This is a genomic window from Kocuria sp. CPCC 205297 (assembly GCF_040981035.1).
GTDB classification, from domain to species: domain Bacteria; phylum Actinomycetota; class Actinomycetes; order Actinomycetales; family Micrococcaceae; genus Kocuria; species Kocuria marina.
On record NZ_JAVKPY010000004.1, the window covers coordinates 76,842 to 89,121 of the forward strand.

Sequence of the window (12,280 nt, forward strand, 5' to 3'; positions counted from 1 at the left end):
CCGGAGCGCGGAGCGAGGGGCAGCTGCCATCACCCCCGGGCGTCCCCATCTGCTACGAGAACCGTGGAGGTCACCATGACTGACAACCCTTTCGCCGCACACCTCAAGGAGAGCCAGGGCACCGCCGTCGAAGCCGGTACCAAGGCCACCGAGCGTTTCGCCGCTTCCGGCAAGAAGTCCAAGCTCGACGTCCCCAAGGAGCGCGTCTCGCTGCTCGCGGGTGCGCTCATCAAGGCTGCCAACGACATCGTGGAAGAGCACGAGGTCACCTACGAGGAGTACAACGCCCTGAAGGCCTGGCTCATCAAGGTGGGCACGGACGGTGAGTGGCCGCTGTTCCTGGACGTGTGGCTCGAGCACACCGTGGAGGACGTCAACTCCAAGGAGCGCCCGGGCACCGTGGGCACCATCGAGGGCCCCTACTACGTGCCGAACGCCCCCGAACTGCAGACCCCTGCCACGCTCGAGATGCGCGAGGACGAGAAGGGCACCCCGCTACTGTTCCACGGTGACTTCACCGACACCGACGGCAACCCCATCAAGGACGCCCAGGTGGAGATCTGGCACGCCGACGCCGCCGGGTTCTACTCCCAGTACGCGCCGGACATGCCCGAGTGGCTCTTCCGCGGCACCGTCAAGGCCGACGAGAACGGGCACTTCGAGATCCACACCATGCAGCCCGCTCCGTACCAGATCCCCACGGACGGTGCGTGCGGTCAGCTGATCGCCGCCGCCGGTTGGCACGCGTGGCGCCCCGCGCACATCCACATCAAGGTCTCCGCTCCCGGCTACCAGCTGGTCACCCAGCAGCTCTACTTCCCGGGTGACCCGCACAACGAGGACGACATCGCCTCGGCCGTGAAGCCCGAGCTCATGCTGGACGTGCAGGAGCGCGCGGACGGCTCCGGCAACGAGGTTCAGTACGACTACGTGCTCGCCAAGGAAGGCGAGAGCCGCTGAGTCTTTCGCTCGGTCCCGTTACGACGGCGCACCCCGACCCCGTGTTCGCGCACGGCGGTGGGGTGCCTTCGTTGGCGTGCCCACCGGTGGCGTCGGTCAGCGATGCTGGCTGGAGGTGGGTCACCGGCAGCGGACAGCTGCGCCAGCCGAGGATGGGTCATTGCAACGGTCGACTGCAGCGGTCAGTTGCACCGGTCAAGGGTGCCGAACCTCGGAGGGAAACAGGTGTAGACGATCACACCTGACCGGGGGACAATACAAAGCATGTGAATATAACGAAATAAGTCTACTTGTGATGCAGCGGACCCCCGGATTTCCGGGGGTCCTCGTCGATTCCCGGGATCATCAGTAGCTTTACTTGCGTATCAATGTAGTTGCTGCATAAAATCATGTTGTCGGCCGAAGTGGCCCGGGCGCATCCCCCCCCAAATACGCGCCCGGATGATCCCCCGGCTGGCCGGCGTCCCGATCTCCCCCCAGATTCGGGATGTCCGACGGGTCCTGCCGATCCCCCAAGTGGCAGGACCCGTCCCCTGTTAACGAGCCTTTTTCCCGAAAACCCGCGGGACCCGTCGGCTGCGGCAATCCCCGGGTGTCCACCGCGAGGACCACGGCTCGAAGGTCCGTCAGGCGAGATCCATGGACCGCAAGCGCGGCAACACCTTGTCCGCGATGCTCACCAGGGCCGTCTGTTCCTCCTCGCTGAGCCGGTCCATGAACGCGGCACGCACCATGTCCAGGTGGGCGGGGGCCGCGCGCGCGATGACCTCGCGTCCGTGCTCGGTGATCCCCACCACGAGCCCGCGGGCATCGGTGGGGCTGGGGGAGCGGCAGATCATGTCCCGCCGTTCCATACGGGAGAGCATGTGGGACAACCGCGAGCGTTCCCAGCCCAGTTCCCGGAGCAATTCACGCGAAGGCAGTTCCCCCGAGTCGCTCTCGGACAGCGGGACGAGGACCTCGTACTCGGATCCGGACAGTTTGCTGTCACGTTGCAGCTGCCGGTCCACCGCGCGCTCCATGCTGCGGGACAGGGTCAGGAAGCTGCGCCACACCCGGTCCTCGGTGTCGCTGAGCCACGGCGTGTGCCGGGTGCCGGTCGTGCTGTCCATGGGTGTTTCCTCGTGGTGCGCCGCGCGGGGCGGGGGCTGGCGGGTGGACGGGGGGGTCAGTCCCGGGGGTCGTGTCTGATCCAGTCCGAATCGTAATAGTTGCCTTCGTCTCGCCGGTCCCGGTCACGCAGTCGCTCGGCGTAGTCCGTGGGACGAAGGGGCGAATCGTCGTCGTCGGGCCGGGTGAGCCGGGACGTGGCCACGAGGCCGAAACCGAGCCCGGCACCCACGATCATGGTCATCCCACCCACGATGAACGCCAGGATGTAGTCGTCCAGCAGGTCCGCGGGCACGGAGGGCCCGAGCCACGAGGGGACTACGAAGGCTGTGGCGATGCAGCCGAGGCCCAGGAGCAGCAGGGCCGCAGGGATCAGCCACAGCTTGGACCACGCACGGCGCACGGGTTGCGTGGGATCCCGGAAGATCGGCAGCGCCCGGGTCTGCACGAGCGCGTACCCCGCGACCCCGGCCACCGTGAGGACCGCCCCGATGACCCAGCCGAGCCACGCGCCCTGCGCGATCAGACCGAGGCCGACGAGCAGCCCCAGCAGGACCACGGTGAAGGACAGCCCGCGGCCCATGCGCCGCGCCGCACGCGACGACGCCGCGCGGGCCCCCGCTGACGGGGACGCAGCCAGGCGCGGGGTCGCGGCGGACGGGGACCCAGTGGACGGCGCCGCGGTCGGGGAGCCGGGGGAGGCGGCCGAGCCGGGCGCCGTCGTTCCGCCCGAAGCAGACTGGGTGTCCCGGTCAGCGGAACCCTGCGGGCCCCCGGGACCCTGCGCGTCCCCGGGACCCGTGGTGCGGATGCCGTAGGTCGGGCGTTCGCGGGGAGCGGGCACGGGTGACCGCGCGCCGCCGCGTGACGGTGCGTCCTGGGAGGGGGAATCGGACGGGTCGTGCTCGTCCCGTGGGTGTTGGGCAGAAGTCATGGACAAGTTCTCGGGTGAGGGGACAACGGGCTCACGCGGGGTGTTTCGACAGGGCCACTGTAGCCCTCCGCGCGAGTCCTCCGCGCGGTCCAGGGCACCCCGGGGCTACCCCACTCAAGGATTGGTGACGTATCATCAAAATATATTCACGGAAGGTACAGCATGTCGGATTCCACGACCCAGAACATCGAACAGGCCGAGGACGGGCGCTACTCCACCGCCGGGGCCTACGTCCACGAGGGCGAGGAGTACAACCGCGACACCACCTACATCGAGGACCGCATCGTGGCGGACCCGGAGCACGCGGAACTGGCCGAAGGCGCCCGGGCGTGGCCCGTGGAGGCCGGTCGGTACCGGTTGGTGGCCGCGCGGGCGTGTCCGTGGGCCAACCGCACGCTGATCGTGCGCCGCCTGCTGGGCCTGGAGGACGCCATCTCGGTGGGCCTGCCCGGACCCACGCACGATTCCCGTTCGTGGCGTTTCGACCTGGACCCGGACGGGCGCGACCCCGTGCTGGGCACCGAGCGGCTGCAGGAGAACTACTTCAAGCGCTTCCCGGACTACCCCCGGGGGATCACCGTGCCGGCCATCGTGGACATCCCCACGGGCCAGGTGGTGACCAACAACTTCCCGCAGATCACCGAGGACTTCAGCACCGAGTGGAAGCAGTTCCACAGGGAGGGCGCCCCCGATCTGTGGCCCGAGGAGCTCGTGCCCGAGATGCGCGAGGTGATGCACCGCATCTACACCGAGATCAACAACGGTGTGTACCGCTGCGGTTTCGCGGGCTCGCAGGAGGCCTACGAGTCTGCGTACGAGCGGTTGTGGGCGGCCATGGACTGGGTCGAGGAACGGCTCTCCGGCCAGCGCTATCTCATGGGCGATCACATCACCGAGGCGGACGTGCGCTTGTTCACCACCCTCGCACGTTTCGACCCGGTGTACGTGAGCCACTTCAAGGCGTCCCGGAACAAGCTCACGGAGATGCCCAACCTGTGGGGTTACGCGCGCGATCTGTTCCAGACCCCGGGCTTCGGTGACACCGTGGACTTCCAGCAGATCAAGGAGCACTACTTCGTCGTGCACCGGGACATCAACCCGTCCGGCATCGTGCCGCTCGGCCCGTCCCTGGAGAACTGGACGAGCCCCCACGGTCGCGAGTCGCTGGGCGGCTCCCCGTTCGCCCCCGGTGCCACGGCATCGGGTCCCGTGCGGGACGACGAGCGAGTGGACCCGGACCACACCCCGCTCGCCTCCTGATCACCTCACGCGGCCCCCCCGACGATGCGCAGGACCCGTCCGGGGGCCGCGCGGTGCCGCGTGCGCCCGTGTGGTGTTGAGCACCCTCACCGGGGGTACGCCATGCCGTATGGAGGTCGCTTCTCATCGTGCGACGCCGGGGTGGTTCGCGCATCCTCGTGGGATCCCCACAAACCCCCGGCAAGGGCTTTTGTGCCCCGGCCCGACGGCGCTCGATGGCCCCTCGTACTAGGGTTGATGTCGCGTGTCGGGTGACTTCACCCGCGCGGCACCGCCGCCGTACCGCACCCGATGGGCGCTCGTCGCGGTCCCGGACGACACCCCGATCCCACGGTTACGAATCGCGCCCTGACGCCGTCGTCCCGCGGGGTGCGACGAGCCGCCCCGAACGCCCCCAGACCGATCCCACCCACTTCCCCAGGAGACCCATGGCCCCGTACCGTAACCAACGCGCCGCTGCACTTCCCGCGCGACTCTCCCGCTCGTGGTTGCTGACGTCCGCGGCGGACACGTCGCTGTTCGCGCCTGCGCTGGCCTCGGAAGCGGACTCCGTGATCCTGGACATCGAGGACGCGGTGCCGGAGGAGGACAAGGACCGCGCCCGTGAGGACATGATGGAGGCCATGCACCAGGGCGTGAGCGCATGGGTGCGGATCAACGACATCACCACCCCGCACTGGGAGAAGGACCTGGCCGCGCTGAATGAGGTCGACAACCTGCGGGGCATCGTGCTCGCCAAGACCGAGCACCCGGACCACATCACCAAGACCGCCATGATGAGCCACGCGGGAATCCCTGTGGTCGCACTGATCGAGTCCGCCGTGGGCCTCATGAACGCGTACGACATCGCGCGCGCCCCGGGCGTGTTCCGGCTCGCGTTCGGTGTGGGCGACTTCCGCCGTGACACCGGTGCCTCGGGGGACCCCATGGCCCTGGCGTTCGCGCGCTCGACCCTGGTCACGGCGTCGCGGGTGGGTGAGCTGCCCGGTCCCATCGACGGCCCCACCAACGGGGTGTCCGGGGCGGAGCTCGAGGCCGCGTGCAAGGTCACGCAGTCCATGGGCATGACGGGCAAGCTGTGCCTGAACCCGGACCAGACGGACGGCATCAATCACGCGTTGGCCCCGAGCGATCAGGAGATCCGCTGGGCCCGTGAGATGATCGAGCAGGCCGAGTCCGGTCACGCCGGTGCGGACGGTTCCTACCTCCCGCGCCTCGCGCGCGCCAAGAAGGTCTCGGAACTCGCGGAGACCTACGGCCTCTGGAACAGCTGATCCGCCGCGGGGTCCGTCCAGCGGGCCCAGCTGCGGACTCCCCGCACCTACAGCGGCAGTCCCCACACCCGCAGCATGTCCCCGACCGCGGGGTCGGCCAGCGACTCCGCCCGGAAGTGGGACGTGATGGGTTCGTCGTGGCCGTGGGGCACTCCCAGCACCCACAGTCCCGCGGCGACCGCGGCTGCGGTGCCCGCGGGGGAGTCCTCGACCGCGAGCGCGTCCGCGGGCTCCACTCCCAGGCGCCGCGCGGCCTCCTCGTAGATGTCCGGGGCGGGTTTGCCGCGGGGTACGTCCTGCGCGCTGACCCACGTCACGACGACGTCTGCGAGGCCGATCGCGTGCATCTTCCGATCCAGGATCCCGCGGGTGGAGTTGCTCGCCACGGCTATCGGGACCCGCTGGGCGCACGCCCGCACGGTCTCGATCGCGCCCGGTAACGGTTCCAGGACCTCACCGACCACGTCCTCCTCGGTGCGCACGAGCCGCTCGTACACGGCGTCGAACCCGGGAGCGGGCTCGTCCCGCTGCTCGGCCACGGCTGCCGCGCGCTGCGAGATGTCCCGGGCCACGTCCGCGGCGGACAGCCCCATGAGGGACGTGCCTGCGCGCTCGTCGAGCGTCACGCCGAACGATTCGGCGACCTGGGCCTGCACACGCGCCCACGCGCTCTCGGTGTCCATGAGCACGCCGTCGCAGTCGAAGACGACGGCGCGCGGGCGCCAGTGCGGGCCCGGGCCGGGCAGGGTGGTATCCATGCCCCCAGTCAACCACGTGCCCCCGACGCGTCCGGCGTGTCCGCGCGGCGCTCCGGGCGTGATCCCGGTGGGCAGCGGCGTCGTCGTCGACCGAGGGGACCCGTCCCCGCTGGCTAGAGTGGGGGCATGGCGGAGAACGCAGGAACTTCAGGGGAAACGACTGTGCAGCGCTTGGCCACCGAGTACGGGGTGGCCACCGAGTACCGGGGCTTCGACGGGGGAGTCGAGACCGTGCCGGAGCGGACGCTGCGCCGTGTGCTCACGGCACTTGGCGCGGACGTCTCGGACGACGACGCCGCGCGGCGCAGTCTGCGCGACCGCGAGCTGGCGCCGTGGCGCGAGCTGCTGCCGCCCGTGGTGATCGCGGAGGAGCAGTGTGAGGCCATCGTGCCCGTGGCCACCACGCAGGGGGACACCGTGCGGGTGCGGTTGTGGCCCGAGGACGATCCGGGCGCGGTGCGCGAGCTGCACCCGGCGCCCGACGTGGCTCCCGAGACCCGCGAGGTCGATGACACGGTCCGCGAGCGCGTGCCCTACGAACTGCCCCGAGACCTCCCGCTGGGCTGGTACCGTCTCGAGGCCCGGACGGGCTCGGGGCAGCGCAATAGCATCGACGTGGCGGTGACCCCGCAGCGCCTCAGCACCACGGACCGGCTGCGCGGGCGCCGCCGGTGGGGCTACATGGCCCAGCTGTACTCGGTGATGTCCTCCCGCTCGTGGGGCGTGGGGGACCTCTCGGACCTCGCGTCCCTGGCCGCCATCAGCGGTGTGCAGGGCGCGGACTACGTGCTCATCAACCCCCTGCATGCCGCGGAACCCACGCCTCCCGTGGAGCCCTCCCCGTACCTGCCCTCGAGCCGACGCTTCTTCAACCCGCTGTACCTGCGGATCAGCGACGTCGCGGAGTTCCCGTACCTGCGTCCCGGGGACCGTGAGGTCGTGGCCCAACTCGCCGCGGTGCAACGCAAGGCCGTGCTGGACCCCAGCACGATCGACCGCGATTCCGCCTACGCCGCGAAGCTGAAGAGTCTCGAACTGCTGTTCACCGTGCGCCGTTCGCCCTACCGCCAGCAACAGCTCGAGGCGTTCGTGGCGCATGCCGGGCAACCCCTGCAGGACTTCGCGCTGTGGTGCGCCCTGCGGGAGGAACTCGGGGAGGACTCACCCCTGTGGCGGGACGAGGCGAGTTCCCCGGAGGCGCCGTACGCCCAGGAGGCGCGTACCCGGTTGCGCCACCGGATCAGTTTCCATGTGTGGTTGCAGTGGCTGCTCGACGAGCAGCTCGAGGCCGCGCAGCGTGCCGCTTACCGGGCCGGGATGGACATCGGTGTGGTGCACGATCTCGCGGTGGGGGTGCACAAGCAAGGCGCGGACGCTTGGGCGTTGCAGGACGTCCTGGCCCCCGGGGTGAGTGTGGGTGCCCCCGCGGACATGTACAACCAGCTGGGCCAGGACTGGAGTCAGCCGCCGTGGGATCCCCGCAAGCTCGCCGAGGCGGGGTACCGGCCGTGGCGGCAGATGCTCGGCAACATCTTCCGTCACGGCGGGGGTGTGCGGATCGACCACGTGGCGGGACTTTTCCGGTTGTGGTGGATCCCCGATGGCAACCAGGCCTCGGACGGGACCTACGTGTACTACGACCACGAGGCCATGGTGGGCATCCTGGCCCTCGAGGCCGAGCTCGCCGGCGTGGTGGTCGTGGGTGAGGACCTCGGCACCGTGGAGGACAGTGTGCGCGAGTTCCTGGAGCGCAAGGGCGTGCTGGGAACCTCCATCATGTGGTTCGAGATGGACGGGGACGTCCCGCTGGACCCCTCCCGCTACCGCGAACTGTGCATGGCCTCCGTGAACACCCACGACCTCCCGCCCACGGCGGGCTACCTCGAGGGCGTGCAGCTGCAACTGCGCGAGGACCTGGGACTGCTCGCGCGCTCGCCGGAGGAGGAACGGGAGGAGGCACGCCGTCAGCTGGACACTTTCTTCACCGCGGTCGCGGATGCCGGCTATCTGCCCCGGGATGAGGACCCGGGGGAGCAGGCCAGGATCGAGGCGATCCACCGCTACCTGTGCGACGCACCGTCCGTGTTGATCAACGTCTCCCTCGTGGACGCGGTCGGGGAGAAGCGGATCCAGAACCAGCCCGGCACGAGCGACGAGTACCCGAATTGGCGGGTCCCGCTCGCGGACTCGGATGGCCGGCCCGTGATGCTCGAATCCCTCCCGGGGTCCGAGCGGGTCAATTCGCTCGTGGACGTGGTCAACGGCGCGCTGGGTACGCATCGCCGGGATCCCAAGGCCAAGGCGCCGGAACAGCCCGAACACTGGGACGTGGCGGACCCGTTCACGGGCGAGTTCTGAGCACTCGCTCCGGCGCGATCCTGTCAGGGGGTTGCCCCGCCGGAGGGATTAGGCAAGAATTGCCTTACCTAATCTCCTGGGTGAGGGGATGGGGCCGAAGAAAACGTGTCGGGGTGGCGGACCGGGTCATGGACGGACCGCCACCCTCGCGTGTTTCCCGTTGTCTTCTTCGGCGGCTTTTCCGGGGGCTCTTCCCGGAGGGATTCTCCCCTGGGTGCGCCGTTCGTGGAGCCCGTCACGGCGGGGCGGACGAGTTGGTCCGTTGCGAACCAGCGGCTAGGATCGAGGGGCGCGCAATCGCACCGCTTCCGCCTTCGGATTTGCGAGCGAGTCCGTAGAAGCCTAGAATCTAAGGCTGTCGTGTGGTGGAGTCCATCTACCGGCGCCTTGATCTTCACCGTCTTCGTCGTAGCGAGTGCCCTGACCGGTACTGCCGCGGGGTAAACCCATCACGCCCGGCGCGCGAACGGTGGCATTTTCTTGAGGTGACGGACCACTCTTGGCTATGGCTGCCGGCGGAAAACCGCTCGGCGGCGACCATGCGTGCCGTCATTTCGTCGACATTGGACATTGGAGGAGAACACTATGGCAGCGCACTGCCAGGTGACCGGGGCCCAGCCGGGCTTTGGCCACAGCATCTCGCACTCGCACCGCCGCACCAAGCGTCGGTGGAACCCGAACATCCAGAAGAAGCGTTACTGGGTGCCCTCGTTGCGTCGCAACGTCACGCTCAACCTGAGCGCCAAGGGCATCAAGGTCATCGATGCGCGCGGCATCGACGCCGTGGTCAACGAACTCATCGCACGTGGGGAGAAGATCTGAGATGGCCAAGGACAAGGACGTACGTCCCATCATCAAGCTCAAGTCCACGGCCGGTACCGGGTTCACCTACGTCACCCGTAAGAACCGCCGCAACAACCCCGATCGCCTCGTCATGAAGAAGTACGACCCGGTGGTCCGCAAGCACGTCGATTTCCGCGAGGAGCGCTGAGACATGGCCAAGAAGTCAAAGATCGCCAAGAACGAGCAGCGCAAGGTCGTCGTCGAGCGTTATGCCGCCAAGCGCGCTGAACTGAAGAAGACCCTCGTGGACGAGAACGCGTCCCCCGAGGCTCGCGAGGAGGCCCGCCTGGGTCTGCAGAAGCTCCCCCGTGACGCTTCCCCCGTGCGCGTGCGCAACCGCGACCAGATCGACGGTCGCCCCCGCGGCACCTTCCAGCGCTTCGGGATCTCCCGCGTGCGCTTCCGCGACATGGCTCACCGCGGCGAATTGCCCGGTATCTACAAGTCCAGCTGGTAATTTCTGCACCGGAAGGACCCGACCCCCGGTCGCCCCTTCCCCAGCGAATGCCAACCCAGTCCAGGAGGACAAGCACATGGCTATGAACCGCAGCGAACTCGTTGCAGAGGTTGCCGAGAAGTCCGGTAGCACCCAGGCCGCCGTCAACGGCGTTCTCGACTCCCTGTTCCAGGTTTTCGAGAGCTCCGTTTCCAAGGGCGAGAAGATCACCATCCCCGGCTGGCTCTCCGTGGAGCGCACCGACCGCGCCGCACGTCAGGGTCGCAACCCGCAAACCGGCGAGGCCATCCAGATCCCGGCTGGCCACGGTGTCAAGCTCACCGCGGGCTCCAAGCTGAAGGCTGCTGTTTCCTCCAAGTGAGGTAAGACCAGCGGGTCCCAGGACCCGGCGCTCGAAGGGACCGTTCACTTACTCCGTGAACGGTCCCTTCGGCATGTGCGCCACCCCACCCCTTCCGCGGGGCCGCCGGGTTCGTGGTTCCCCGCGCGGTGGCGCATAATGGAATTCCATCCTTTCCCCGTGAGTCCCGGAGGTGTTCGGTGTCCCCTCGCGCGCGCCGACTTGCCCGGGGCTGGGTGGCCGCCTTCGTGGCCACCACACTCGCGGCCGGTTCGCACGCCGCGGTGGACGGGACCTGGCCCTCCCCGCTGATCATCGCGCTGTCCATGTGTCTGGCGGCCCCGCTGTGCATGCTGCTGGCGGGACGGGTGCTCTCACGCTGGAGCGTGGCCGGTAGCGTCCTGCTGAGTCAGGCGCTGCTGCACACCCTGTACGCCCAGTCCGGTGGGATGGCCCACGCGATCGACTACACCCACCACCACGCGGCCCCCACGGCGGACGGTCCCGCCGTGGTGATCTCGGTGTCGCCCGCGGCGCATCACGGGTGCGGCATGCTCGCCGCCCACGCCGTGGCGGCCGTGGCCACCTACGCTCTGCTGCGCCACGGCGAGACCGCGGCGTTCCGCCTGCTGGACGCTGTGTCCCTGCGCGTGCTGCGCATCCTTGTCCTGGCCCTGCGCCCGGTCACCACGGCCGTGCCGCGGCGGACCTCCTGGACCTCGCCGCGCGCACTGGCCGATCAGCTCCTGCTCTCCTCCGTCTGCGGATACCGCGGACCGCCCGCCCTCGCCTAGGCATCGGCGGGAACACCCCTGGATCCGATGCCGCCCCGAGCATCCATCGCATCCATCGGCAGCCCACCTCGCGGCCCCCACGCCCCAGGGCGCAGGAGAGAACACCCATGAACCCTTCGTACTCAACACCACATCAGCCACGGCCCACTCTGCGGACCCCGGCGCGGACGGGTGACACCGCGGCGTCGTCGGCCGCGCCGCACGCCCGCCTTTCGCAACGTTCGGCGACGTCGCTCGCGGCCCTGTTCGCCGCGCTGCTGGCCCTCGCGCTGGTCGTCACCACGGCGGGGCCCGCGAGCGCCCACGACGAACTTGTGCGGACCAACCCGCAGGCCGGCGCGAAGCTCGAGAAGGCCCCCACGGCGCTCGAACTGACGTTCTCCGGGAACATCCAGGACATCGGCAGCGAGGTCCGGGTCACCGACTCCCACGGCACGGACATGACGCGCGGCACGCTGGCCGCGCAGAACACCACGGTGTCCCAGCCGCTGCGCGAGGGCGGGGGCGAGGACGAGACCTACACGGTCACGTGGCGCGTGGTCTCCCAGGACGGGCACCCCATCGAGGGCACGTTCACGTACACCGTGGGCGACGGCGCCGCGACCGCTGCGTCCCCGGCCCCCGTGGCCTCTGCGGACGCCTCCCAGGGCGCGGCCCAGGACGGGAACGGGTCCCAGGAGGACGTGAGCGGCACGGGCATCCCGAGTTGGGTACTGCCCGTGGCCGGTGGCGCCATCGCGCTGGTCCTGCTGCTGGTGATCCTGGCCTTCGCCACCCGCCCCAAGCAGCGCTGATTCCCTGACCCGGGCGGCCCGCCCGGATCATCCTTTCCCGTCAGGCTCCCGCCGCCGCGCTCACGCGTTCCGGCACGCCGCGGATGCGGTCCGACAAGCGCTCGGCGCGCCGCGGATGCGGCCCGTCACTGACTCGGCCCACCGCTGACTCGATACCGGCTCGATGTGATCGACGGACGTGACCGCGCTGCCGCTCGGACGAGCACCGTTCGTACGACACCGGCTGCTCTGGCGCCCCGGTACTCAGGGAGCGGCCCGTGGCTCGGGCATCGAGTGGGCACAGCCCGTCTGTCGAGCGGGCATGGTCCCGGTGTCGAGTAGGCACAGTGCCGCGTCACTCGACGCCGCGTCCGACGACACGCGCAGCGGACGGGCGAGCCGGAGCAGATTCACTCCTA

General features: G+C 69.3%; 13 protein-coding genes. 10 read left to right on the forward strand and 3 right to left on the reverse strand.

Features of this window, described 5'->3' with window-relative positions; genetic code table 11:
- Positions 1 to 75 precede the first annotated feature (75 nt).
- Entirely contained in the window at positions 76 to 960 is an 885-nt protein-coding gene (gene catA, locus RF650_RS04660; RefSeq protein ID WP_368814209.1) for a catechol 1,2-dioxygenase, read from the forward strand.
- A 626-nt stretch (positions 961 to 1,586) separates the two neighbouring features.
- Here the strand turns inward: catA and RF650_RS04665 are convergent.
- Both RF650_RS04665 and RF650_RS04670 read right to left on the reverse strand, forming a co-directional pair.
- The gene (locus RF650_RS04665; protein ID WP_131332287.1) at positions 1,587 to 2,072 is read right to left on the reverse strand and encodes a MarR family winged helix-turn-helix transcriptional regulator; all 486 of its coding nucleotides are present in this window, start codon (positions 2,070 to 2,072) and stop codon (positions 1,587 to 1,589) included.
- Positions 2,073 to 2,128: 56 nt separating this feature from the next.
- Positions 2,129 to 3,004, reverse strand: a complete 876-nt coding sequence (locus tag RF650_RS04670) for a hypothetical protein (protein WP_131332288.1) — start codon at positions 3,002 to 3,004, stop codon at positions 2,129 to 2,131.
- A 162-nt stretch (positions 3,005 to 3,166) separates the two neighbouring features.
- On the opposite strand from RF650_RS04670, the gene RF650_RS04675 reads away from it, so the two are divergent.
- Positions 3,167 to 4,264: a glutathione S-transferase family protein gene (locus RF650_RS04675; RefSeq protein WP_098053684.1), complete on the forward strand. Its 1,098-nt coding sequence runs from the start codon at positions 3,167 to 3,169 to the stop codon at positions 4,262 to 4,264.
- A 428-nt stretch (positions 4,265 to 4,692) separates the two neighbouring features.
- The gene (locus tag RF650_RS04680; RefSeq protein WP_167318053.1) at positions 4,693 to 5,538 is read left to right on the forward strand and encodes a CoA ester lyase; all 846 of its coding nucleotides are present in this window, start codon (positions 4,693 to 4,695) and stop codon (positions 5,536 to 5,538) included.
- A 47-nt stretch (positions 5,539 to 5,585) separates the two neighbouring features.
- On the opposite strand, the gene RF650_RS04685 is transcribed toward RF650_RS04680, so the two are convergent.
- On the reverse strand, positions 5,586 to 6,296 hold the full coding sequence (locus tag RF650_RS04685) for an HAD family hydrolase (RefSeq protein ID WP_368814210.1): 711 nt from the start codon (positions 6,294 to 6,296) through the stop codon (positions 5,586 to 5,588).
- A 126-nt stretch (positions 6,297 to 6,422) separates the two neighbouring features.
- On the opposite strand from RF650_RS04685, the gene malQ reads away from it, so the two are divergent.
- From malQ to RF650_RS04720, 7 genes are all read left to right on the forward strand, one after another.
- Complete coding sequence (gene malQ / locus RF650_RS04690) at positions 6,423 to 8,654, forward strand: 4-alpha-glucanotransferase (RefSeq protein ID WP_368814211.1); 2,232 nt, start codon at positions 6,423 to 6,425, stop codon at positions 8,652 to 8,654.
- 585 nt (positions 8,655 to 9,239) lie between these two features.
- Complete coding sequence (gene rpmB / locus RF650_RS04695; RefSeq protein WP_012397434.1) at positions 9,240 to 9,476, forward strand: 50S ribosomal protein L28; 237 nt, start codon at positions 9,240 to 9,242, stop codon at positions 9,474 to 9,476.
- Between the two features lies 1 nt (position 9,477).
- Positions 9,478 to 9,645, forward strand: a complete 168-nt coding sequence (gene rpmG / locus RF650_RS04700) for a 50S ribosomal protein L33 (protein ID WP_012397435.1) — start codon at positions 9,478 to 9,480, stop codon at positions 9,643 to 9,645.
- Positions 9,646 to 9,648: 3 nt separating this feature from the next.
- Positions 9,649 to 9,954: a 30S ribosomal protein S14 gene (gene rpsN / locus RF650_RS04705; RefSeq protein ID WP_064847405.1), complete on the forward strand. Its 306-nt coding sequence runs from the start codon at positions 9,649 to 9,651 to the stop codon at positions 9,952 to 9,954.
- Positions 9,955 to 10,030: 76 nt separating this feature from the next.
- On the forward strand, positions 10,031 to 10,315 hold the full coding sequence (locus RF650_RS04710; protein WP_064847404.1) for an HU family DNA-binding protein: 285 nt from the start codon (positions 10,031 to 10,033) through the stop codon (positions 10,313 to 10,315).
- A 179-nt stretch (positions 10,316 to 10,494) separates the two neighbouring features.
- Positions 10,495 to 11,088 (forward strand): hypothetical protein, encoded by a 594-nt coding sequence (locus RF650_RS04715; RefSeq protein ID WP_368814212.1) that lies wholly within the window; start codon positions 10,495 to 10,497, stop codon positions 11,086 to 11,088.
- A gap of 107 nt (positions 11,089 to 11,195) precedes the next feature.
- Positions 11,196 to 11,882, forward strand: coding sequence for a copper resistance protein CopC (locus RF650_RS04720; RefSeq protein WP_368814213.1), 687 nt, complete (start codon positions 11,196 to 11,198; stop codon positions 11,880 to 11,882).
- The last annotated feature ends 398 nt before the right edge of the window (positions 11,883 to 12,280 follow it).

Bases quoted from the DNA above. Each gene is read 5' to 3' on its own strand.
- rpsN (WP_064847405.1), top strand. From the start codon at position 9,649: ATGGCCAAGAAGTCAAAGATCGCCAAGAACGAGCAGCGCAAGGTCGTC.
- rpmB (WP_012397434.1), top strand. From the start codon at position 9,240: ATGGCAGCGCACTGCCAGGTGACCGGGGCCCAGCCGGGCTTTGGCCAC.
- RF650_RS04710 (WP_064847404.1), top strand. From the start codon at position 10,031: ATGGCTATGAACCGCAGCGAACTCGTTGCAGAGGTTGCCGAGAAGTCC.
- RF650_RS04685 (WP_368814210.1), bottom strand. From the start codon at position 6,296: ATGGATACCACCCTGCCCGGCCCGGGCCCGCACTGGCGCCCGCGCGCC.
- rpmG (WP_012397435.1), top strand. From the start codon at position 9,478: ATGGCCAAGGACAAGGACGTACGTCCCATCATCAAGCTCAAGTCCACG.
- RF650_RS04680 (WP_167318053.1), top strand. From the start codon at position 4,693: ATGGCCCCGTACCGTAACCAACGCGCCGCTGCACTTCCCGCGCGACTC.
- RF650_RS04720 (WP_368814213.1), top strand. From the start codon at position 11,196: ATGAACCCTTCGTACTCAACACCACATCAGCCACGGCCCACTCTGCGG.
- catA (WP_368814209.1), top strand. From the start codon at position 76: ATGACTGACAACCCTTTCGCCGCACACCTCAAGGAGAGCCAGGGCACC.
- RF650_RS04675 (WP_098053684.1), top strand. From the start codon at position 3,167: ATGTCGGATTCCACGACCCAGAACATCGAACAGGCCGAGGACGGGCGC.
- RF650_RS04670 (WP_131332288.1), bottom strand. From the start codon at position 3,004: ATGACTTCTGCCCAACACCCACGGGACGAGCACGACCCGTCCGATTCC.
- malQ (WP_368814211.1), top strand. From the start codon at position 6,423: ATGGCGGAGAACGCAGGAACTTCAGGGGAAACGACTGTGCAGCGCTTG.
- RF650_RS04665 (WP_131332287.1), bottom strand. From the start codon at position 2,072: ATGGACAGCACGACCGGCACCCGGCACACGCCGTGGCTCAGCGACACC.